The organism is Streptomyces sp. SL06 (assembly GCF_058244745.1).
Window position 1 is genome coordinate 7302108 of record NZ_JBSYOT010000002.1, and the last position, 22765, is coordinate 7324872.

Below are 22765 nucleotides of genomic sequence, written 5' to 3' on the forward strand. Positions count from 1 at the left end.
CCGACGCTTCGGCCCGCCGCCCCCACCACTCGAAGGAGACCCCGCTGTGACCCCGTCCGCAGCACCGCAGCCCGCCACCCGCACCGCGCCCGCCGACGACCTCGACATCCGCCGCGTCTCCGGCGCCCTCGGCGCCGAGGTCCGCGGAATCGACCTCGACGACCTCACCGACGCCCAGTTCGACCGGATCCACGAGCTGATGCTCGAACACCTCGTGCTGTTCTTCCCGGACCAGGAGAAGCTGACCCCCAAGGGGCACGTCGCGTTCGGCCGGCGCTTCGGCGAGGTGGAGGTCCACCCCTTCCTGCCCAAGCTCGCCGACCACCCCGAGATCACGGTCATCGAGCCCGACAAGGGCGGCAAGGCCGACGAGTGGCACATCGACGTCAGCTTCAGCCCCAGCCCGCCGATCGCGTCCATCCTGCACCTGATCGACACCCCCTCCGCGGGCGGCGACACCATGTGGAGCAACCAGTACCGGGCGTACGAGACGCTCTCCGAGCCGTTTCGCGACATGCTCGAAGGACTCACCGCCGTCCACGTCCTGAAGATCCCGCCGGTCGTCGAGATGTCCGCCGAGCACCCCGTCGTACGCGTCCACCCGGTGACCGGACGCAAGTCGCTCTACGTCACCCGGATGTGGACCTCGCACATCCCGCAGCTCACCCGGCAGGAGAGCGACACCGTCCTCCAGCACCTGTTCGAGCACTCCGAACAGCCGGCCTTCACCCTCCGGTACCGCTGGAACCCGCACACCGTGGCCCTGTGGGACAACCGCGTCACCCAGCACATCGCCATCAACGACTACCAGGAGCACCGCCGCGGCCAGCGCGTCACGGTCAACGGCGACCTGCCCTCCAGCAGCACCCCGCGCCGGCCCGAGTACCGGCGCAACGGCGACGAGCGGTACTACCCGCGCCGCATCAACGCCAAGGTCGGCTACTGAGCGAGCCGGCCGGGCCCGCCCGGCCACCGGGCCGTCGCCACCGGACCACGCGCCCCACGGAGGAAGAAGTGCGCGCAACCCAGCAACCGGTCGGCTGGGCACCCGGCCCGCCGCAGCGAGCGGCCGCCGGCCCACCGGGACTGGTCGGTGTCGGTACCGCCGTACCGCCCCTCTCGTACACCCAGCGGGAGGTCCTCGACATCTTCGGCATCACCGACCGCCGCATCCGCTCCGTCTTCCTCGGCGGCGGCATCGAGCGCCGCAGCCTCACCCTGCCGCCGATCGGCCCCGACGGGACGCCCGTCGAGGAGTCCCAGGGCGACCTGCTGCGCAAACACACCGAGACCGGACTGCGGATGGGCCGGGAGGCCGTCGAACGCTGCCTGGCGGACGCCGGTGCCGAACTCGCCGACATCCGCTACCTGTGCTGCGTCACCTCCACCGGACTGCTCACACCCGGCCTGTCCGCGCTGCTCATCGGCAACCTCGGCATCCACCCGTCCTGCCAGCGCCTGGACGTTGTCGGCATGGGCTGCAACGCCGGGCTCAACGCGCTCAACGCCGTCGCGGGCTGGGCCGGCGGCCACCCCGGCGAACTCGCCCTCATGGTCTGCGTCGAGGCCTGCTCCGCCGCCTACGTCTTCGACGGCACCATGCGCTCCTCGGTCGTCAACAGCCTGTTCGGGGACGGCGCCGGAGCGGTCGCCGTCCGGGCCCCCGCACGCCCCGGCGACGGGGCGCCGCCGCCCGGCCCCGAACTGCTGAGGTTCACCAGCCACATCATCCCCGAGGCCGTCGCCGCGATGCGCTACGACTGGGACGACGCGCACGGCAAGTTCAGCTTCCGTCTCGACGCCGACGTGCCCTACGTCGTCGGCGCCCACGCCGAGACCGCGGTCGCCCGCCTCCTCGACGGCACCGGACTGCGCACCGGGGACATCGCCCACTGGGTGGTGCACTCCGGCGGCAAGAAGGTCATCGACGCGATCCGGGTGAACCTCGAACTGTCCCGGCACGACGTGCGGCACACCACCGGGGTGCTCCGCGACCACGGCAACCTCTCCAGCGGATCGTTCCTGTTCTCCTACGAGCGGCTGCGCGACGAGAAGGCCGCCGTCGCGGGCGACCTCGGAGTCCTGATGACCATGGGGCCGGGCTCGACCATCGAGACCGCCCTGGTGCGCTGGTGAGAAAAGGAGCTGGTGCGACCATGAAGACCGGACCCGACCGGACGGGACTGCCCGAGGAACTGGGCATCCTGGTCCGGCTGGACGGCGGCAGCGCGCTGCCCGAGCTGACCGCGGCGCTGGACGCGGTCTGCGAACAGGCCGGGCGACAGCGCGAACGCACGGTCGTGGTCCTGCGGTTCACCCCGTCGCCCCTCCAGTCCCGCGAGTGGCCCGGAAGCGTCTCCATCCGGGACGTCAAGCGCTGGGAGCGCGCCCTGCGCCGCATCGAGCAGCTCGACCACGTCAACATCGCCGTCGTCGAGGGCACGTGCGGCGGCCCGGCGCTCGACCTGCTGCTGGCCGCGGACTACCGGATCGCGGGACCCGACCTGCGGCTGATGCTGCCCGTCAACGAGGGCCACTTCTGGCCCGGCATGACCCTGTACCGGCTCGTGCGGCACATCGGGCTGGCCCGCGCCCGCCGCATCGTGCTGTGGGACAGCGCCGTCGAACTGACCGACGCCACCGAACTCGGCATCGTCGACCAGGTCAGCGAGGACCTCACCGAGGCCGTCCACACCGCGGCCGTGCTGCGCGGCCGGCTCTCCGACCGGGAGACCCGCATCCGCCGACGGCTCCTGGAGGAGGCCGCGTCCGCCGAGTACGACGACGCGCTGGGCGTCCATCTGGCCGCCTGCGACCGAGAGTTGCGACGCCTGGCCGGCAGTGGACCGGACAGCCCGGAGCACACGGAGGCGGCGCGATGAGCACCCGTATCTCCGACCACACCGCCGACCGGACCTCCGCCACCCACACGTCCACCGGCACCCCCGTCGGCCTCACCGGCCACTTCGACGACGACGCACGACACCTCGCCCGGTGCGCCGCCGACGCCGAACAGGCCCTCGCGGCACTCCCGTCGGTACCCGGACGCTCCCGCGACCAGCGGGAGCGCGCCGCGACCGTCCACACCGAAGTCCGCCGCGTGCGCCGGGACTTCCTCGCCCGGCACACCGAGACCGTCTACGCCCTGCTCACCGACGGCCTGACCCGCCGCCCACGCCTGCCGGAGCTGGTGGACGCCGCCGCCGCCCGGATACCCGGACTGGTGCCGACCCGCGAACAACTGGCCGCCGAACGCCGCCTCGTCCAGGCGGAGAAGGAAGGCCGCGAGATCGACCAGGGCCGGTTCTGCGGCGCCGTGCTGCGCACGCCCACCGCCGGACGGCACCTCGTGGAGACCATGCTCGGACCCACGCCGCGCGCCCTGGAACTCCTCGACGGCTTCCGCGCCGAGGGCCGCGTCGCACTGGACACCGTCCACGTCGAACGCCGAAGCGCCGCCGCCCACGTCGAGTTCCGCAACCCCGGCCGGCTCAACGCCGAGAACGCCCGCCTCATCGCCGACCTCGACACCGCCGTCGACCTCGTCCTGCTCGACGACACGGTCCGCGTCGGCGTCCTGCGCGGCGGCGTCGTCGACCACCCCGCCCACCGGGGCCGGCGCGTCTTCAGCGCCGGCGTCGACCTCACCGACCTGCGCGACGGCCGGATCCCGCTGGTCGACTTCCTCCTCGGCCGCGAACTCGGCTACGTCAACAAGCTCCTGCACGGCCTGCTGACCGACCCGGCCCCCGGCGCCGGCGGCGAACGGGGCGTCAGCAAACCGTGGATCGGCGCCGTCGACACCTTCGCCATCGGCGGCGGCATGCAACTCCTGCTCACCCTCGACCACGTCGTCGCCGAAAAAGGCGCCTACGTCAGCCTGCCCGCCGCCGAGGAGGGCATCGTGCCCGGCGTCGGCAACCTACGGCTCACCCGGCAGACAGGAGCCCGCCTCGCCCGGCAGGTGGTGCTCGGCGGACGCCGGATCGCCACCACCGACCCCGAGGCCGCCACCGTCTACGACGAGGTCGTGCCCGCCGACCGCATGGACGAGGCCGTCGAACGCGCCGTGGCCGCCCTGTCCGCCCCCGCCGTCGCCGCCAACCGGCGCATGCTCGCCCTCGCCGAGGAGCCCCTCGACCACTTCCGCGCCTACCTCGCCGAGTTCGCCCTCGCCCAGGCGGAACGCGCCTACGCCCCCGATGTCCTCGACAAGGTCGAACGGCGCTGGCAGGAGCGCGAGCGCCGGCGCGCCGCACGAGGGAGCCGGGCATGACCGGCGCCCCCGACCTGCGCGCGGCGGACCTGCACGGCTGCCTCGCGGACCCGGTGCTCGGCGCCATCGGCTTCCTCAACGAGGTGATGGACCGCCACCCCGACGCCATCTCCTTCGCACCCGGCGCCCCGCACCCCGACTTCGTCCAGGGCCTCGACCTGCCCGCCCTGACCGCCCGCTTCCTCACCCACCTGCGCACCGAGCGCGGCCTCGCCCCGTCCCGCGCCGAGCGCCTGCTCTACGAGTACGGGCCCGCCCAGGGCCTCATCAACGACCTCGTGACCGAGGCCCTCCGCACCGACCAGGGCATCGACGCCGCGCCGGACGACGTTGTGATCACCGTGGGCGCCCAGGAGGCCATGCTGCTCACACTGCGGGCGCTGTACCGGGACACCCGCGACCTGCTCGCCGTGGCCGACCCCTGCTTCCCGGGCATCGTCGGCGCCGCACGGCTCCTCGACATCCCCGTGACCGACATCCGCGAAGGCGCCGCAGGACTCGACGTGGACCACCTCGCCGCACGCTGCCGGCAGGCCCGCGCCGAGGGCCGCCGCGTCCGCGCCTGCTACGTCGCCCCCGACTTCTCCAACCCGGGCGGCGCCCGCATGCCGCTCGCCGCCCGGCACGCCCTGCTCGACCTGGCGGACCGCGAGGACCTGCTGCTCGTCGAGGACAACGCCTACGCCTTCACCGCCCCCGAGGACGAGACCCTGCCCGGCCTCAAGGCCCTGGACACCCGGCGCCGCGTCGTCCACCTGGGCACCTTCGCCAAGGTCGGCTTCCCCGGCGCCCGTGTCGGCTACGCCGTCGCCGACCAGCGGGTCGGCCACCGCACCGGCGAACGCTCGCTCGCCCGGGAACTCGCCGACCTCAAGACGATGGTCACCGTCAACACCTCACCGCTGTCCCAGGCCGTCGTCGGCGGCCTGCTCCTGGAACACGGGCGCTCCCTGCGCGCCCTCGCCCGGCGCAAGGCCGAACGCTACCGGGCCAACCTCGGCCAGCTGACCGGCGCCCTGGAACGGCACCTGGCCGACGGCATGCCGCCGGGAGTCTGCTGGCACCGGCCGGCCGGCGGCTTCTTCGTCCGCGTCGACCTGCCCGTCCCCGCCGACCACGCCCTCCTGGAGGTCTCGGCGGCCCGGTACGGCGTGCTGTGGACGCCGATGCGGCAGTTCTCCCTCACCGCCCGCGGCGACCGGCAGATCCGGCTGTCGTGCAGCTATCTGGAGCCCGACCGGATCGAGACCGGTGTACGGCGCCTGGCCGCCTTCCTCGCCAAGGAGGCCGCAGGATGACCAGCGCTCACCGCACGCGGGCCGTCACCCCCCAACGCCCCAGGAAAGGCCCCCGCCGATGCGCCTGAACAGTTACGACGACTTCACTGCGCTGAAGGAGGTCGTCCTCGGCTCGGCGGACGGCTACCTCGACCGGGTGCGCGACATGTCGTTCGACATGTTCATCAGCGACAACCTCTCCGGAGCCCGCGGCTACTACCCCTCCATCTCCACCTGGCGCGACGGACCGGAACGCCGCGACCGCAACACCCCCCACCGCCTCGCGCTGAAGGAGCGCTTCCTCGGCGAACTCGTCGAGGACGTTCGAAGGCATCGCCGCACAACTCACCGCGCTGGGCGTCACGGTGCACCGGCCCCTGCCGCCCGCCCCGCAGTCCACCCGGGTCGCCACCCCCGCCTTCGAGGCCGCCGTCACCCCGCCGCTCAACCTGCGCGACAACACCCTGATCATGGGCGACGAGATCATCGAGACCCCGCCCATGCTGCACGACCGCTACTTCGAGACCCAGTTCCTCAAACCGATCTTCCTGGAGTACTTCCGGGCCGGCGCCCGCTGGACGACCATGCCGCGCCCCATGATGACCGACCACTCCTTCGACCCGGCCAACACCGCCCACGCCGCTCCCAACATCGAAGTCCCCCTCGAACCGGGAGAGTCGCCGTACGACGTGGGCCTGGAGCCGATGATCGACGGCGCCAACTGCCTCCGGCTGGGGCGCGACCTGATCGTCAACGTCTCCAACGCCAACCACGCCCTCGCCCTCGACTGGCTGCGACGCCACCTCGACGGGCGGTTCCGCGTGCACCGCATGGACCGACTGACCCAGAGCCACATCGACTCCGTCGTGGTCCCGCTGCGCCCCGGCACCCTGCTGCTGCGCGACCCGGGCGTCGTCGACTACCTGCCCGGCGCCCTGCGCGGCTGGGACATCGTCGTCCCGCCGCCGCCCGGCGTCGACGACTACCCGCAGTACGAGAACGACGACCCGATCCCGGCCAGCCCCTACATCGACCTGAACGTGCTCTCCGTCGACGAGGACACCGTCATGGTCAACGACGCCTGCCAGACCCTCGTGGCCACCCTGGAGAAGCACGGCTTCACCGTCGTCCCCGTCCGGCACCGGCACCGGCGCCTGTTCGGCGGCGGCTTCCACTGCTTCACCCTCGACACGGTGCGCACCGGCGGCGCCGAGGACTACCTGACCTGAGCGTCCCACCCCGTCCGCATGCCGGTTCAACGATCAGCAGGAGCCCCCGATGCAGGAAACAGCGCCCGACCCGGTCACCGGACAGCCGTCGGCACCCGCCCTGCCGCAGGACGCCGTCGCGGCCCTGGCACGCGCCTGCGCGGCGGACGCGGCCTCGGTACGGCTCGCGGCACGGCTGAAGGTCGCCTCGGTGCTGCTCGGCACCAACTCCCCGGCTCCCGACGCCTCCTGGCGCGACCTGGTGCGCCACGTGGGCACCGACGAGGGACGCTCGCAGGCGGAGCGGGCCTGGGCGAACGCGTCGGCGACGGCCGGCACGGGCGCGGAGCGCCTCGGCCGCTACGAGACGCGCGCGCTCCACCTGATGACGGCGGACCCCGACCAGCCGCACACCCGGCACGGCCTCCTGTCGACCGAGGAGACCGAGGCCGTCGTCGCACGCGGCGCGGGCCCCGTACGGCCGCTGCCCGGCCGCCGCCTGCACGAACTCTTCGAGGAACGCGTGCGCCGGCACCCCGACGCCGTGGCCGTCGTGCACGGCACCACCACCCGCACCTACCGCGAACTCAACGACGAGGCCAACCGGATCGCCTGGGCGCTGCTGCGGGCGGGCCTCGCCCCCGAGGACGTGGTGGCCGTCGTCACCGAACGCCACGCGCGGTGGCCGGCCGCGGTGCTCGCCGTGTTCAAGGCGGGCGGCTGCTACCTGCCCCTCGAACCGGGATTCCCCGCCTCACGCATCGCGAGGACCCTCACCCGCAGCGAGTGCCGCTGGGTGCTCGCCGACCCCGACGTGCCGTCCCTCGACGAGGCCCTGGCCGGCCGCGACACGGTCCGCCGGATGTCCGTCGGAGACCTCGCCGGCGGCGACGGGCCCACGCACGACCCCGAGACCGCCGTGGCCGGCGACCAACTGGCGTACGTGTACTTCACCTCGGGATCCACCGGTGAGCCCAAGGGCGCCATGTGCGAGCACGACGGCTTCCTCAACCACCTGTACGCCAAGATCGAGGACCTCGGCATCCAGGAGGGCGACACCGTGGGGCAGACGGCACCGCAGTGCTTCGACATCTCCCTGTGGCAACTGGTCTCGCCCTTCCTCGTCGGCGGCCGGGTACTGCTGGTCGGGCAGGAGGCCGTACTCGACGTGGGCCGGTTCGTGGACCTCGTCGACCACCATGGCGTCCAGGTGCTCCAACTCGTGCCCACCTACCTCGAACTCGTCCTCACCGAGGCCGCCCGGGGCCGCGCCCGCCTTCCGCACCTGCGGGTCATGGCCGTGACCGGCGAGGCACTCAAGAAGGAACTGGTCCGCCGCTGGTTCGAGAGGTTCCCCGGCGTTCCCCTCGTCAACTGCTACGGCCTCACCGAGGTCAGCGACGACTCCCACCACGGCGTCATGCGCACGGTGCCGGACCACCGCTCCGTGCCGCTCGGCGACACCATCCGCAACTGCCGCGTCTACGTCATGGACGAACAGCTCCACCTCGTCCCCGACGGCGCCCCCGGCGAGATCGTCATCGCCGGCGTCTGCGTCGGCCGCGGCTACGTCAACGACCCCGACCGCACCGCCGCCGTCTACCGCCCAGACCCCCTTCGGCCCGCCGAACGCCTCTACCGGTCCGGCGACTTCGGCCGCCGGCTCCCGTCCGGCGAGCTGGAGTACCTCGGCCGGCGCGACGCCCAGGTGAAGATCAGCGGCTTCCGCATCGAGATCGGCGAGATCGAGGACCGCCTGCTCCAGGTCCCCGGGGTGCGCGACGGCGCCGTGATCGTCGCCGGCACCGACGACGACCCCCAACTCGTCGCCTACTACACGGGCGAGGACGCCCCCGACGCCGAGGAGACCGCACGCGCCCTCGGCACCTCCCTGCCCCACTACATGGTGCCGCCCAGGCTCCACCGGGTCCGCGAACTCCCGCTGTCCGGCAACGGGAAGATCGACAAGAAGGCCCTCGCCGGACGCGCCCGCGACAGCGCGCACACCCGGGCCGGCGCCGGCGCCGCGAAGCCCGGCACCGCCACCGAGCGGCGGGTCGCCGCCGTATGGGCACGGCTGCTGCGCGTGCCGGAAGAGCGCATCGGACGCGACAGCCGCTTCACCGACCTCGGCGGCACCTCGCTCTCCGCGATCCGCCTCGCCATCGAACTCGACCGCCGGGTCACCGTCGCCGAACTCCGCGGCACCCCCACGGTCGCCGAGGTCGCCGCCCTGCTGGACAGCAAGTCCGCCCCCGCCGCGACCACCGCCCCGGCCCGCCCCGCCGGGGGACCGGCCCCGCTGTCCGTCCTCGACGCCCGCACCGCCGGCCCCGACCCGGCCGCCCGCGCCGGCGCACACCGCGCCGCGGTCCTGGACACCCTCGCCGCCCGCGGTGCCGTCGTGCTCAGCGGCGTCGGCGCCCGCACCCCCGCCGATGTCGCACGCGTCGCCGCCGCGCTCGGCATCGAGCCGCTGACCGAGCGGGAGGGCTTCGCGCCCCGTACCCTCCTCGCACCCGGCGTGTACTCCGGCAGCCACTGGCCGGCCGAGGACCCGATGTGCATGCACCACGAGCTGAGCCACGCCGCCACCGTCCCCGGCACCCTGCTCTTCGCGTGCCTCACCGCGCCCGGCAGCGGCGGACGCACCACCGTCGCCGACTCCCAGCAGGTCCTCGCCGCGCTCCCGCCCGACCTGACCGCCCCCTTCGCCGAACACGGCTGGCTGCTGCGCCGCGCCTACCACGACGTCGGCCTCTCCTGGCCCGAGGCGTTCGGCAGCACCGACCGGACCTCGGTCGACGCCTACTGCGCCGAAGCCGCCGTCGCACACACCTGGCTCCCCGACAGCCGCCTGGTCACCCGCCAGCGCCGGGCCGCCGTGGTGGCCCACCCCCGCACCAAGGTGCCCGGCTGGTTCAACCAGATCGCCTTCCTCAACGGCCTCACCCTGGAACCCGCGATCCGGGAGTACCTCACCGACGTGTACGGCCCCGACGGGCTCCCCTTCGACACCGCCGCCGGCGACGGCACCCCCGTCACCGCCGACACGGTCGAGAAGATCAACGCCGTCTACGACCGGTTCACCGTGGGCCGGCCCTGGCAGGAGGGCGACATCCTCCTCGTCGACAACATCCGCACGGCCCACGCCCGCGAACCGTACGAGGGCGCCCGGGAGATCGCCGTCGTCCTCGGCGACCCGGTCCGGCTGCCCGGCCACGTACTGCCGCTCGCCGACGGCGCGGCGTCGTGACGCGTCCCGGCCCCGCCGTCCGCGACGACCGGCCCGCACCCGGGGCCGCCGGGCCGGTCACCGTCCCGGCGACGTACGCCCAGGAACGCGCCTGGCTGGCCTCCCGCCTGGCCCACGACCCGCCCACCTACTGCGCCGTCGACGAGTTCCCCCTGCACGCGGCCGTGACCGGGAACGACCTCGTGCACGCCCTCCACGTCCTGATGGACCGCCACGAACCCCTGCGCACCGTCCTGCGCACCGTGGACGGACGGCTCTGCCAGGAGGTGCACCCCAGCCCCGAGCCACAGATCGAACTGCTCGACCTGAGCGCGCACGACCACGCCGCACAGGCCGAGGAACGGCGCTCCCTGCGCGCCCGGCTGGCCCGCGGCCCGTTCGACCCGCACCGGGCACCCCAGTGGCGCGCGGCCGTCCTCGACCTGGGGGAGGGGTCCCTGTCGGTGGTGTTCGCCGCCCACCACACCGTGTACGACACCGCCTCCGGGTTCAACGTCCACGCCGAACTCACCGAACTCTGCGCCGCCGCCGAGGAGGGCCGCCCGCCGCGCCTGCCCCGGCTGCCCCTCGGCTACGCCGCCCACGCACGGCGCGAACGCGAGCGGACCGGCTCCGGCGGCGACGCGCCCGCCGCGCACTGGCGGGCCCGGCTGCGCGGACTGCCGCCCGTGCACACCGTGCCGCTGGACCGGCCGCGCCCGCCGGCCCGCACCTTCCGCGGGGCCGAGGTGCGCACCGCGCTGCCGGTCGGCGTCACCGCCGCCCTGACCGGCGCCGCCCGTCTCCACGGCACCCGGCCCGTGATGCTGCTCCTCGCCGCCTGGACCGCCCTGCTGCACCACCACTCCGGCGCCGACGACCTCGCCGTCGGCCTGCCCGTCGCCGGACGCGACGACCCCGCGACCCGCGCCATGGTCGGCACCTTCGTCAACATGCGGGTCCTGCGGGCCGACCTCGGCGGCGACCCCGACGGCACCGAACTCGTCCGCCGCACCGCCACCGCCGTCCGGGCCGACGAACCCCACGACATCCCCTTCCAGAGCCTCGTCGAACTCCTCGCGGTGCCGCGCCTGCCCGGCGTACCGCCCCTCTACCAGCTCGCCTTCAACCACAGCCCGGCCGGCACCCTCGGCCCGCCCGTCTCCTCCTGCGAGGAGGACCTCCTCCTCGACATCGCCGGCACCGGCGTCCGCCTCGTCTACGACGCCGCCCTCTTCGACCGCTCCAGCGCCGACACCCTGCTCGCCGACTACGTCCGGCTGCTCGCCACCCTCCTCGACGCCCCCGGCACCCGCCTCTCCGAGCTGCTCCCCGGCACGGCCCCCCGGCACACCCCCCGCCCCGCCGACGCCCCGCCCCGCGCGCGGACCGCCCCGCGCGACGCCGCCGAGGAACGGGTGGCGGCAATCTGGCGGACGGTGCTCGGCACCGACGCCGGCCCCGTCGACGTGCACGAGGACTTCTTCACCGCAGGCGGCCACTCGCTCCAGGCCCTGCGCCTGCTCGCCCGCCTCGCCCCGGAGCAGGAGGGCGGCATCACACTGCGGACCTTCTTCGCCGACCCCACGGTGGCCGGACTCGCCGCCGCCCTCGAACGCACCCCCGACGGGAGGACGGCATGGCGGTGACCGGCCGGATCGACGGCACACCGAGCGACGTGTGGCACGAGGAGGTGCTCGCCCCGCAGTTCGCCCACGAAGCCGAACACCTGCTGCCCCACTACGTCGCCGTGGAACGGGCCCTGCTGCGCGAGTACCTGCGGATGGGACTGGTCGACACCGCCGGAGCCGCCGCCCTCGACGCCCGCCTCGGCTCCCTCGACGCCGACGCGATACGCGCCGACCCCCGGCGCAACATGTCCGACATCTCATTCGCCCTGGAGCACCACGCACAGTCCGGCCCCACCCCGCCCTTCGCCGCCTGGCACGTCGACCGCAGCCGCAACGACGCCCAGGTCTGCGCCCAACTCATGGCTGCCCGCGCCAACTTCACCGCCGTCGCGGGGGACCTGCTGGAACTCGGCCGGGCCGTCACCGCACTCGCCGCCCGGCACACCGACACACCCATGCCCGGCTACACCCACGGCCAGGCCGCACAGCTCATCACCCCCGGCTACCACCTCGCCGCCCTCGCCGCCGAGACCAACGCCGCACTGCGCCGCATGCTGCACACCCACGACGAGACCGACGCCTGCCCGCTGGGCTCCGGCGCCATGGCCGGACAGGAACTGCCCTGGGACCGCGCCCGGCTCGCCGCCCACCTCGGCTTCGCCCGCGCTCAGCCGCACGCGCTGGTCGCCGTCGCCTCCCGCACCTGGACCACCGCCATGGCCTCGGACCTCGCCGGCTACGCAGCCGTCCTGAGCCGCTTCACCACCGATCTCATGACCTGGGGCGGCAGCGGCTTCGCCTTCCTCGACCTGCCCGACGACCTCGTCGGCATCTCCGCCGCCATGCCGCAAAAACGCAACTTCCCCGTCCTCGAACGCATCCGCGGACGCTGCGCCCACGTCGTCGGCCGGTCCGCCGACCTCACCGCCGGACAGCGCAACACCCCGTACAGCAACACCGTCGAGGTGTCCAAGGAGACCGGCGCCCACCTGCACACCCAGGCCGCGGCCATGCGCTCCCTGCTGCGCCTGACCCACGCCGTCGTCACCGGCGTCACCTACCGCACCGACCGGATGCGCACGGCCTGCGCCGAGGACCACCTCGGCGGCTTCACCCTCGCCAACCGCCTCACCCTGGACTGCGGCATCCCCTGGCGCACCGCCCAGATCGTCGCCGGACGCTATGTCAAGCACGCCGTCGAGCGGGGGCTGCGCGCCGAGAGCCCCGACGCCGACCTGCTGCGGGCCTGCGCCGCCGAGTCCGGGTACGCGGCGGAACCGGCCGCCGAACTGCTCGCCGAGTCCTTCGACATCGACCGCGGACTGCGCGCCAAGCGCTCGGCCGGCTCCGCCCACCCCGACCGGGTCGGAGAACTCCTCGCCGACGAGGAGCGCGAACTCGACCGCCTCGACGCCGAGTGGACGCGCCGCACCGCACACCGGACCGCGGCGGCCCGGCGGCTCGAAACCCCCCTGGACGCGGAGGTCCCCGCATGACCGGGCCGCCGGCGGCCGCCCGCCGGGTGGCCGTGGACATCGACGAGGGCACCGGCGCCGCCTGCGGCACCTTCGGAGAACTCCTCCAGGGCGTCCTGCCCGACGGCACGGCCTTCCTCGTCACCCTTCCCATCAGCCTCGGCAGCCGCGCCCGGTTCCGCTACGACCGGCACGGCCCGCTGCACGTCTACCCCGCGCACAAGACCAAGTCGCTCACCCTGGCGCGGGCCATGCTCGACACGCACGGAGCCGGCGGCGGGGGAACCCTCCTCCTGGACAGCGACCTGCTCGTCGGCAAGGGCCTGGCCAGCTCGTCCGCCGACCTCGTCGCCACGGCCCGCGGCGTCGGCACGGTACTCGGCCTCGACACCTCACCGGCCGCCGTCGAGGACTGGCTGCGCCCCCTCGAACCCACCGACGGGGTCATGCACCCCGGCGTCGTCGTCTTCGAACACCGCGCCGTCCGGCTCCGCGCCCACCTCGGCGTGCTGCCGCCCGTCACCGTCGTCGCGGTCGACGAGGGCGGACACCTCGACACCGTCGCCCACAACCGGCGCCCCGGGCACGTTCCGCCCGGACTGCGCCGCGAGTACGCGCGGCTCGTCGACGACCTCGCCCTCGCCGTCCGCGGCGCGGACCTGGGCGCCGTGGGCGCGGTCACCACGCGCAGCGCGGTCCTCAACCAGCGCCGGCTGCCCAAACGCAACCTCGACGCCATGACCGGCATCGCCGAACGCGTCGGCGCGCCCGGCGTGGTGTGCACGCACAGCGGCACGATGCTCGGCCTCCTGCTCGACGCCACCGCCGACGGGCACCGGGACAGGATCGAGGCCGCGCGCGCGGCCTGCGCCGCGCTCCCCGGAACGCTCTGCGTCTACCGGTCGGCCGCCGCGGACCGCTAGACGCGGAGCGGGGCCGGGCCGCTCACACCGCGGCGGACTGCGCGCTCCTCGTCCAGTGCATGCCGTCCTGGGCGACGACCAGCCCGTCCTCGACGGCCGGAGCATCCTCGGCCGACTCGCCGAAGGCGGCCTGCATCTGGATGCGGTGGCCCTCCCAGTGGATGTCGCGGGACTGCCGGCGCAGATCCTTCTTGCGCTGCTCCCGGTAGGACTGCGAGGTCAGCGCCGTGTCCTGCGAGGCGCCGCCGCCGACCAGCCCGGCGAACGCCCCGGCGCCGGGCGCGGGGTCGCGGGTGATGCGCCGGGCCTCGTCGAAGTACTGCCGCTCGTCGCGGGTGACGTCGTAGAAGCTGACGAGGAAGTCGTGGAAGGTCTGGTACTCCTTGCGGTACCGGGCCTCGTACTCGGCGAAGCACTCCTGTTCGTCCAGGTCGCCGCGGAGCACGGTGTTGATGGAACGCGCGGCCAGCAGCGCGCCGAACGTGGCCATGTGCACGCCGGAGGAGAACAGCGGGTCGATGAAGCCCACCGCGTCGCCCACCAGCGTCATGCCCGGCCGCCAGAAGGTGTCGTGCAGATACGAGTAGTCCTTGCGCACCCGGACCTCGCCGTAGGGCCCACTGGTCACCCGTTCGGCCCCGGACAGGTACTCGGCGACGAGAGGGCAGTCGGCGATCATCTCGGCCAGGGCCTTGCCGCGGTCGCCGCGGATCCGGTCCGCGCACTCCTTGCGCACCACCGCGCCCACCGAGGTGAGTGACTCGGTCAGCGGGATGTACCAGAACCATCCCGACTCGAAGGCCACGCACGTGATGTTGCCGCTGTTCGGCGCGGGCAGCCGCTTGCCGCCCTCGAAGTAGCCGTAGAGCGCGATGTTCTGGAAGAACTCCGAGTAGTGCCGCCGGCCGCCGATCCGCCCCTGGAGCCGGCTCTGGTTGCCGGAGGCGTCGACGACGAACCGGGCGCGGGTGTCCCGCTCGGCGCCGTCCGCGTCCTCGTAACGGACCCCGCACACCCGGCCGCCGTCCTCCAGGACGTCGCGGACCGCGCAGTGCTCACGGACCACGACGCCCTTGCGCCGGGCGTTGTCGAGGAGCAACTGGTCGAACTTCATGCGCTCGACCTGGTAGGCGTACGAGGTGGGGCCCGCGAACTTCTCGGAGAGCGCGAAGTCGAAGCTCCACGGCTCGGTGTTGGAGCCCCAGCGGAACGTGCCGCCGCGCTTCTTGGTGAACCCGGCGCCGTGCAGTTCCTCGGAGACGCCGAGCAGGGCACATATCCCGTGCACCGTGGACGGCAGCAGGGACTCGCCGATCTGGTGCCGGGGGAAGCCCTCCTTCTCCAGAAGCAGGACCCGGTGGCCCTGCATGGCCACGAACGTCGCGGCCGACGACCCGGCCGGGCCGCCTCCGACGACGATCACATCGAACGACTCCGCCGACTGCGAATCGCCGGTACTGGTCATGGGGGCCCTTCCGGCCGAGGGGGAACCGGCCGACATGAACGGCCGGCGGCGACCATGACGCGGTCGTCCGGACAAGACCCTCGCGGGCCGCGGCCGGCACGGCATCGGTGTGAGCCACCGTTACGCGCGACCGCGCCCCGCACTCACACCATCGGTGCGAAGAAGTACGTGTTGCGGACCTCGAAGAGCAGCTGCTCGTTCAGCCGGAAGAAGTCGGCGAACCGCAGGTCCACCTCGCTGCCGTCCTTCAGCGTCCCGCGGAACTCGCCCTCGACGGCGGCGTCGTGGGGGCCGACCACGAGCCTGACCACCGTGTGACTCCCGCTGTCGATGACCCGCTGGCCACGGTAGAAGGCGTCGAGCCCGGCCCGGCCCACGATGGGGTCGTAGCCCGGCCGCTCGTACACCGCGCGCTCGGCGAAGAGCCCCACGACCCCCGGCACGTCTCCGTCGTCCACCAACGCGTAGTAGCGGTGGACTCGTTCGGCGATCTGCTCCACCTCGAAAGCGGTCATGCCGTTTCCTTCCGGTCAAGGGGCGGTCAGCGCTCCGGGCGACGAGGAGCGGACTGACGCCGAGTGTGGGGGAGAGCAGGGTCCCGTCTGCGGTGCGCGAGCGGACCCGGCGGGGCGACAGGAGAACGGCCTGGCTCCGCAACTGCCCCAAGACTAGGCGTAGTTCACCGCGTTCGGGCAGACCGTCGGGAAAGAAGTGCGGTCCGTGGCCGAGGGCGTCGGCACCGGCGCGGCCCTCAGATCCCCGGCTCGCGGCAGGCGGCGGCCCGCGGCCGTCCCAGCGCGCTCCGCAACTCCTTGCGCCCCGACAGGCCGAGCTTGCGGTAGACGGAGGTGAGATGGACCTCCACCGTACGGCGCGTCACGAAGAGCGCCTCCGCGATCTGCAGGTTGGTCCGCCCCGTCGCCGCCAGCCGCGCCACCTGCTCCTCGCTGCGGGTGAGTTCGCCCGACCTGCGGGCCGCGGCGCGCCGGGGCCGCGCCCCCGCGCTGAGCAGAAGACCGTGCGCCTCGTCGTGCAGGGCGCGGGCCCCGAGGGCGTGGGACTCCTCCCACCCCCGGCGCAGTACCGTACGGGCCTGGCCGGTGTGCCCGGCGCGCAGCAGCGCACGGCCGCGGGCCACGCGCGTGCGGGCCAGTGCCAGCGCGGCGCCACTGTGCGAAAGGACGCTCTCCGCGTCCGCGAACAGTTGCAGCCGCCCGCGCTCGTCGCCCGCCGAGGCCAGCAACTCCAGTGCCGTGCCCAGGGCGACGGGGAGGTCGGCGGGGTGTGCGACATCCACGGCCCGGGTGGCGAGGCGACCGGCCTCCGCGCGGTCGCCGACGGCCAGACGGGCGTGTCCGGCCCAGTACCACCACGGCGAAGCCGCCGGGTTCGTCCGCTGCCACAGGTCCTGCCGGCGGCCGCACTCCGTCAGATCCGCCACGGCGGCCCCGGGATCCCCCTGGACCAGCCGGAGCCGCCCGCGGGCACCGAGATACTCGCTCCACTGCCAGGCGTCGTCGATCGCGTCCGGCGGCACCGTGCCGGCCAGGGCCTCGGCCGCCGCGACCTCGCCCCGGTCGAGCAGTGCGTGCAGCCGCACCGCGAGGGCCAGTGCCTCGTGGTGGGTGATCCGCGCGCCGTGCGCCGCCACCAGGGCCTCGGCCGTGGACCGGAGCGCGTGGTCGAGGCGCCCCATCCGCTGGGCGGCCTCGCCGTCGAGGGCGAGCAGACCGGCCCGCAGCTGGTCGGGCACGGTGTCGGTGCCCTCCAAAAGCTGCTGGTAGACATGGGCGGCGTCGGCGGGCCGGTCCGCGTACGCCAGCGCGGCGGCCGCCGCGGCCAGGGTGACGGGGGAGTCGGTGATCGGCGTGGCGGCCCGCACCACCCGGTTGGCCGCGCCGAGGGCCTGCGGAAGGCGCTCCGTACGGCTCATCGCGATGAAGGCACGGCCCGCGAGCAGGGCCCGCTCCTGCGGGGTCGCGCCGGGCAGGTCCAGGCGCAGGGAGACCGTTTCGAGGAGGCTCGTGCAGGCGTCGAGGCTGTCGGTCGCGGCCAGCAGCATGTCCGCCTCCAGAAGCTGGAGACGCGCCCATCCGGAGGGCGAACCGGTCTCCTGGGCGGCCAGCAGCTCCGCCGCACGTCCCATCCGGCCGGTGCGGGTCAGGGCGCCGACGAGTGAACTGAGCGCCGTCAGCCGCAGGTCGGGGTCGGTCAGGCGGTCCAGCACGGAGGCCAGGTGCCCGATGCAGGCTTCCGCGTCCACCCGGCTCTCGGCGACGCCCAGTTCCATCACCAGGACCGGGTCGCAGGTGTCCTCGCGGCCGGGCGGGACACAGGATCGCAGTAACTCCACCGCGTGTTCCGCCGTCCCGTGGAGCATCGCCGTGCGGGCCCCCTCCCGCAGCACGGCCCGCGCCCACGGCTCGCGCGCCGCGTCGGGCGAGCCGAGCAGGTGCTCGGCGATGTCGCCGGCCGGTGCCCCGCGGTCGTGCAGCAGCCGGGCGGCACGGCCGTGCAGGTCGGTGCGGATCCGGGGCGGGGTGCCCGTCAGGACCGCGTTGCGCACGGCTGGGTGCGCGAGCGACCAGGCGTCCGGGGCGGACGCCCGAGCCAGCCCGATCGTCTCCAGCCGGCGAAGGGAACGGGTGAACGCGGTCGACTCCACCCGCGCCAGATCGGCCCCGGCCGTGGTCGGTGTCCGCTCGCCCAGAACGGCCACCGCCCGCGCGGCGCGTACCGCGACGGGGGACTGCCGGTGCAGCAGGCGCCTCGCCCGCGCGCCGAACACCGGGATGTCCCCCTCGCTCGCGGCCCTGAGCCCGGCGCTCGTCAGCGGCCGGCCCAGCTCGCGCAACCCGGCGACCAGCCCCGTCACCAACGAGGGGTTGCCGCTGGTCGCGGCCAGGCAGTCCGCCTGGAACCCGGCCTCGACGGCGCTCCCCGTCAGCCGGCGCACGAGCCCGCCGATGCCCGCACCGGTCAGCGGCCGGGGCCTGACGACCTCAAGCATCGAGCGGGTCACCCACTCCACGGGCGCGGCCGGCTCCTCGCCGTCGCGCCAGCCGAGGGCCAGCAGCACCGGCAGATCGTGCCGGGCGCGCAGGAGACGGACGAGCGCCCTGACCGATTCGAGGTCGGCGCGCTCGGCGTTGTCGATCGACAGGAGCGTCGGACGCGTCGCCGTGGCACAGCCCACCACCTGCCGGAAGGTGAGGGGCGGGCCGTGCAGCGACGGCACGGTGACGTTGGGCGAGGCGATCGGCGCGCCTGCCCGTCCGGCCCCGGCACGCACCCGACCGGTCCGGACGAAGGAGTGCTCCTCGGCGGCCGTGGTGTCGAACGGGGTACCCGGTGAACGGAAGCGGAGCATCCGTTCGGGCACCTCCGCCGTCTCCACGACGTGCAGTCCTCGGCGCCGTGCTTCTTGGGCGAGGCCCCGCAGGAGCGCCGTCTTGCCGATGCCGCCCGGTCCCTTGACGACGACGAGACCGGTGCGTCCCGAGGCGGTCCGCCGGACGAGGCCGCGCAGGAGCGCCGTCTCACGCTCGCGTTCGACGAGCCGCGCGAAGGACCGCCCGGCCGACAGCTCTTGTTCGTGGGCGCCCGACGTAGCGATACCGACCGCCTTCCTGGGGCGTGCACCCGGCCCCGATCGCACCGTGACTGAGCATGATCGAGTGGCCTCGACCTTAGAAAGCGGAATCCTGTGCGGTCAAGCAAACCCCTGCCCGGTGCGAAAACACTGTGGTCCGGGGGTTCGGTGCGCCGGTCATTTTGTTCCGATGTTCTGCGGCAGGGCGTGGCGTCCGCTGATGTCCAGCTTGCGGTAGGCGTTGGTCAGATACCTCTCGATCATCCGCTTCGACACCTGGAGCCGCTGCGCGATGTCCGCGTTGCGCAGACCGGACGCCGCCAGCCGGGCGACCCGTACCTCGGACGGGGTGAGTTCCTGGCGCCGCTCCGGGACGACGGGGCTCCGGCCGATGTGTGCCCCGATCTGCCGCGTCATCCTCTCCGCGCCGCAGACGACGGAGAGCGCGCGGGCCCGTTCCAGCGCCCTCTGGGCCCGCCGCCCGGCCACGCCCTCCCGGCTGCCGTAGGCGTACAGCGCCCGGCACAGCTCGTCGAGATTCGTGGACTCCTCCAGTACGGACACCGCCTCCGCCAGCAGCTCCGTGCCCCGGCGGCCGGGCGTGACGCGGCCGAGCGCCACCAGCGCGCGCCCCTCCACGGACGGCGCGCCCCATCTGTGCGCCTGCTCCACCTCGAACTGTGCCGAGGCCAGCGCCTGTTCCCGCTCCCCGAGCCGGTGGTGCATCAGGGCGGCGCGGGAGGACCACGGCAGCACGGCCGGATTCGACCAGCCGATCCGCTCCAGCCGCTCGCCGGCCGTACGGAAGTGGTGCAGGGCGATGAGGTCCTGCCGGCGCCGGGCCGCGAGCAGGCCGCGCGCCATGTGCAGGAGGGCGGCGTGGTACTGGTCCTGGTGGTGGGGCAGGTCGCCGGTGAGGAACTCCTCGGCCAGCTCGGGCTCGTCGCTGTGCAGGGTGACGAGGGCGAGGACGGCGGAGCAGATGGCCGGAAGGGCGTTGGTCTCCGGGTCCGGCACGACCTCGGCGCTCACGGTCGTCCGCCTGGCCTCGGCGATCCGGCCGTGGGAGAGGGCCACCACGGCGTGCTCGGCCCGCAGCATGGCCGCCTGCGCGTCCGTGCCCCGGTGGTCGACGCGCCGGCCGACCGCGGCCAGCCAGCGGACGGTCTCCTCGGTGTGCTCCGCGGCGGCCAGGGCGTTCACCGCCAGGGGCAGCGGGGTGTGGGCGTGCCGCGGATGCGGCGGTTCGAGGGCCAGCAGGCGCACCCCGAGGTCCGCCACGCGCCCGGCCGACGCCTTGTTGGTGACGAACGCGATGTGGATCAGCGCGGCGAGCAGTTCCCGTTCGCCCTCCGTCCCCACCGGCGGGCGCGGCCCCAGCCCGTCGAGCCTGCGCAGGGCCGACGGCAGGACCGCGGGATCCTGGGCGCCCAGGACGTAGTGGCGCGCCTCCAGGCGCAGCGCGAGTTCGGCCGCGCCGGCGTCGGCCGCGCCCGAGGCCCGCAGCTCCGTGGCCAGTTCTCGCGTCAGGGCGGCGATGCCGGACTCCGACGGCGGGTACAGCAGCGGACCCAGCTGGACCGCGGCGGCGGCGCGGTCCCGGGGGGAGTCGAACAACGGCAGCGCCTCGACCACGTGCCGCAGTGCGGCGACGGTCGCGAACTCCCTTTCCGCGGCGGCCAGATCGGTCAGCACCCGGGCCCGGAGCAGTCCGGTGCACGAGCCGTCCAGCAGGGCCTGGCGCAGATAACGGGCCGCGTCGCGCTGCGCCCCCCGGGTCAGCGCGCCGGCGGCGGCGCTGCGCAGGATCCGCACGGCCTGGGGGGCCCGCAGGGTGTGCGCCGACATGAGCTGCCCGGCCGCCGCCTCCGCCGGGTGCCCCGCCCGGTGCAGCAGCACCGCGGCGCGATTGCGCATGACGGTGAGTTCGTCCGCCGCGATGCCGTCCGCCAGCGCGTCCCACAGCAGCGTGCCGTACTCCCCGGCCCCCGGCCGGCCCAGCCCCCACAGGTCCAGCGCGCCGACCGCCTTCGCGTACCCCGGCGCGTCCAGGCCCGCCAGCCGGGCCGCGACCCGCTCGTCCCCGTCGCCGCCCAGGACGCACAGCGCGTGCGCGACGCGGCGGACCGGGTCGGGCCGGGACCGCAGGAACGCCGACAGGTACTGGGACAGAATGTCCGAGCGGAGCGTACGCGCGGGTTCGGCGTGTTCGGCCCGGGGACCCAGACCGCGGGAGTACGCCTCGTCCAGCAGGGACCGCAGCAGCAGCGGATTGCCGGCGCAGCGCACCCGCACGGCCGCCATGAACTCCTCGTCCGCGGCGGTGCCCAACGCGTCCTCGACCCACCGGCGCACGGACTCGGGACCGAGGGCGGCCAGCCGGATCCTGAGATCGGCCGCGTCCACCAGCCCGCGCAGGACGGAGCCCGCGCCCGGCACCACACCGGAGGGCAGCGAGAGGGCGAACACGACGCGGCGGCCGTGCCGCCCGGCCAGGCTCCTGGAGAGTTCCGTCAGCGACTGGGGGTCGGACCACTGCAGGTCGTCGACGAGGACGAGCAGCGCCTCGTCGCCGGGCAGACCGTCCGGGCCGCACGCCGGCGGCACCCGTTCACCGACCGGCCCGCAGTGCGCGGACTCCGTCAACTGGTCGATCACCCCGCAGGCCAGCCACCGCTCCGAGCGGGACGCCTGGGCCCTGAGCACGCGGAACCCCTCGTCCCGCGCCCGCTGCGCGAGGGCGTCGAGGAAGGACGATCTGCCGGTGCCGAGCGGCCCTTCGACCAGGAGCAGGGATCCGCGTCCCGCCGCGGCCCGCCGCAGTCCGGCAGCCGCCAGCGCCAGTTCGCTCTCGCGTTCCAGTAACACCAGTGTCGTCCTGTTCCCGTGCGGTCCGGCGGCCGTCGCCGTACCTACTCCTACCCATCCTCGGGCCGACGAGCGCCGGAACACCCTCCAGCTCCCCGCCGTGAGTCACTACGGGCACAGCGTGCAACGGGTGAAGATGTCCGTCAGCTCCCGTGCCAGGCGGCCCGGATCGGCCACGGCGAACAACTCGTGGTGGCGGACCACGTTGTCGAGGGCACCCTGCACGGCCAGCGCCAGCACCGGCGGGTCCTCGATGCGGAACTCGCCCGCACGGCAGCCCTCTTCGAGCAGCACGACCAGACTCTCCACCGACAGGGCGCTGCGCGCCACGTCGTCCAGTCCGAGGGCGGGCCGTTCGCGGACGAGCCCGGCGATCTCGGTGAGTGCCCGAGCGTGGGCCGGGTAGCTGGTCACGAAGTCGAAGTACGAGGAGATGTAGGCGCCCAGTTTCCCGCGATACGTCGTCTCCCGCGCCACCCGGCTGGTCCGCAGCGTCCCCGCCTTCTCCACGATGGTGCGCGTGACTTCCCGCAGCAGTTGCGGCTTTCCCGCGAAATGGTAGGAGATCAGGCCGGTACTGCTCAGATTGGCATGTCTGCAGATCGCCGTGAACGACGTCTTCGTGTAGCCGATCTCGGCCAGCGTCTCGATCGTCGCCTCGACGATCTGCGCCCTTCGCGCGTCCTGGGTGAAGGTGCGGCCGGGCACGGGGCGGGACGGCGGTTCCCTGTACATCGTGTCCTCAAATTGGTGGTGGCAGGCGCGTGTTCGCATCCAGGCCGGGCGCGGCGACCGGCCAGGCCACGGACGCGGCA

At 74.0% G+C, this 22765-nt stretch carries 15 protein-coding genes; 10 read left to right on the forward strand and 5 right to left on the reverse strand.

Annotated features, from left to right (window positions below):
- The first annotated feature begins 46 nt into the window (after positions 1-46).
- The 10 genes from AC4IHM_RS33155 (at position 47) to AC4IHM_RS33200 (ending at position 14025) form a co-directional block, all read left to right on the forward strand.
- Positions 47-946 (forward strand): TauD/TfdA dioxygenase family protein, encoded by a 900-nt coding sequence (locus AC4IHM_RS33155; protein WP_490870663.1) that lies wholly within the window; start codon positions 47-49, stop codon positions 944-946.
- A 68-nt stretch (positions 947-1014) separates the two neighbouring features.
- A complete protein-coding gene (gene dpgA, locus AC4IHM_RS33160) occupies positions 1015-2136 on the forward strand; it encodes a 3,5-dihydroxyphenylacetyl-CoA synthase DpgA (RefSeq protein ID WP_490870664.1) in 1122 nt (373 codons plus the stop codon).
- A 20-nt stretch (positions 2137-2156) separates the two neighbouring features.
- Positions 2157-2882: an enoyl-CoA-hydratase DpgB gene (gene dpgB / locus AC4IHM_RS33165; protein WP_490870665.1), complete on the forward strand. Its 726-nt coding sequence runs from the start codon at positions 2157-2159 to the stop codon at positions 2880-2882.
- Positions 2879-4276, forward strand: a complete 1398-nt coding sequence (gene dpgC / locus AC4IHM_RS33170) for a (3,5-dihydroxyphenyl)acetyl-CoA 1,2-dioxygenase DpgC (protein ID WP_490870666.1) — start codon at positions 2879-2881, stop codon at positions 4274-4276. The genes dpgB and dpgC overlap by 4 nt, the downstream gene beginning before the upstream one ends.
- A complete protein-coding gene (locus AC4IHM_RS33175) occupies positions 4273-5574 on the forward strand; it encodes an aminotransferase-like domain-containing protein (protein WP_490870667.1) in 1302 nt (433 codons plus the stop codon). Before dpgC ends, AC4IHM_RS33175 begins: the two co-directional genes overlap by 4 nt.
- A 344-nt stretch (positions 5575-5918) precedes the next feature.
- Positions 5919-6782 (forward strand): glycine amidinotransferase, encoded by an 864-nt coding sequence (locus tag AC4IHM_RS33180; RefSeq protein WP_490870668.1) that lies wholly within the window; start codon positions 5919-5921, stop codon positions 6780-6782.
- A 49-nt stretch (positions 6783-6831) separates the two neighbouring features.
- The gene (locus tag AC4IHM_RS33185) at positions 6832-10017 is read left to right on the forward strand and encodes a non-ribosomal peptide synthetase (protein WP_490870669.1); all 3186 of its coding nucleotides are present in this window, start codon (positions 6832-6834) and stop codon (positions 10015-10017) included.
- Positions 10014-11645 carry a condensation domain-containing protein gene (locus tag AC4IHM_RS33190; protein WP_490870670.1) on the forward strand — a complete coding sequence of 544 codons (1632 nt, stop codon included), beginning with the start codon at positions 10014-10016 and terminating at the stop codon, positions 11643-11645. Before AC4IHM_RS33185 ends, AC4IHM_RS33190 begins: the two co-directional genes overlap by 4 nt.
- Positions 11636-13123 (forward strand): lyase family protein, encoded by a 1488-nt coding sequence (locus AC4IHM_RS33195; protein ID WP_490870671.1) that lies wholly within the window; start codon positions 11636-11638, stop codon positions 13121-13123. The genes AC4IHM_RS33190 and AC4IHM_RS33195 overlap by 10 nt, the downstream gene beginning before the upstream one ends.
- Positions 13120-14025: a GHMP family kinase ATP-binding protein gene (locus tag AC4IHM_RS33200; RefSeq protein ID WP_490870672.1), complete on the forward strand. Its 906-nt coding sequence runs from the start codon at positions 13120-13122 to the stop codon at positions 14023-14025. The genes AC4IHM_RS33195 and AC4IHM_RS33200 overlap by 4 nt, the downstream gene beginning before the upstream one ends.
- Before the next feature lie 22 nt (positions 14026-14047).
- Here AC4IHM_RS33200 and AC4IHM_RS33205 read toward each other — a convergent pair whose 3' ends face one another.
- The 5 genes from AC4IHM_RS33205 to AC4IHM_RS33225 form a co-directional block, all read right to left on the reverse strand.
- Positions 14048-15490: a tryptophan 7-halogenase gene (locus tag AC4IHM_RS33205; RefSeq protein WP_490870673.1), complete on the reverse strand. Its 1443-nt coding sequence runs from the start codon at positions 15488-15490 to the stop codon at positions 14048-14050.
- Positions 15491-15633: 143 nt separating this feature from the next.
- Positions 15634-16005 carry a nuclear transport factor 2 family protein gene (locus tag AC4IHM_RS33210; RefSeq protein ID WP_490870674.1) on the reverse strand — a complete coding sequence of 124 codons (372 nt, stop codon included), beginning with the start codon at positions 16003-16005 and terminating at the stop codon, positions 15634-15636.
- 236 nt (positions 16006-16241) lie between these two features.
- Entirely contained in the window at positions 16242-19148 is a 2907-nt protein-coding gene (locus tag AC4IHM_RS33215) for an AAA family ATPase (RefSeq protein WP_490870675.1), read from the reverse strand.
- A 111-nt stretch (positions 19149-19259) separates the two neighbouring features.
- Complete coding sequence (locus AC4IHM_RS33220; protein WP_490870676.1) at positions 19260-21950, reverse strand: LuxR C-terminal-related transcriptional regulator; 2691 nt, start codon at positions 21948-21950, stop codon at positions 19260-19262.
- 108 nt (positions 21951-22058) lie between these two features.
- Entirely contained in the window at positions 22059-22685 is a 627-nt protein-coding gene (locus AC4IHM_RS33225; protein WP_490870677.1) for a TetR/AcrR family transcriptional regulator, read from the reverse strand.
- Positions 22686-22765: the final 80 nt, after the last annotated feature.

Excerpts from the sequence above, each read along its gene's own strand:
- dpgB (WP_490870665.1), top strand. The coding sequence starts at position 2,157 with ATGAAGACCGGACCCGACCGGACGGGACTGCCCGAGGAACTGGGCATC.
- dpgC (WP_490870666.1), top strand. The coding sequence starts at position 2,879 with ATGAGCACCCGTATCTCCGACCACACCGCCGACCGGACCTCCGCCACC.
- AC4IHM_RS33175 (WP_490870667.1), top strand. The coding sequence starts at position 4,273 with ATGACCGGCGCCCCCGACCTGCGCGCGGCGGACCTGCACGGCTGCCTC.
- AC4IHM_RS33185 (WP_490870669.1), top strand. The coding sequence starts at position 6,832 with ATGCAGGAAACAGCGCCCGACCCGGTCACCGGACAGCCGTCGGCACCC.
- AC4IHM_RS33195 (WP_490870671.1), top strand. The coding sequence starts at position 11,636 with ATGGCGGTGACCGGCCGGATCGACGGCACACCGAGCGACGTGTGGCAC.
- AC4IHM_RS33200 (WP_490870672.1), top strand. The coding sequence starts at position 13,120 with ATGACCGGGCCGCCGGCGGCCGCCCGCCGGGTGGCCGTGGACATCGAC.
- AC4IHM_RS33205 (WP_490870673.1), bottom strand. The coding sequence starts at position 15,490 with ATGACCAGTACCGGCGATTCGCAGTCGGCGGAGTCGTTCGATGTGATC.
- AC4IHM_RS33210 (WP_490870674.1), bottom strand. The coding sequence starts at position 16,005 with ATGACCGCTTTCGAGGTGGAGCAGATCGCCGAACGAGTCCACCGCTAC.
- AC4IHM_RS33225 (WP_490870677.1), bottom strand. The coding sequence starts at position 22,685 with ATGTACAGGGAACCGCCGTCCCGCCCCGTGCCCGGCCGCACCTTCACC.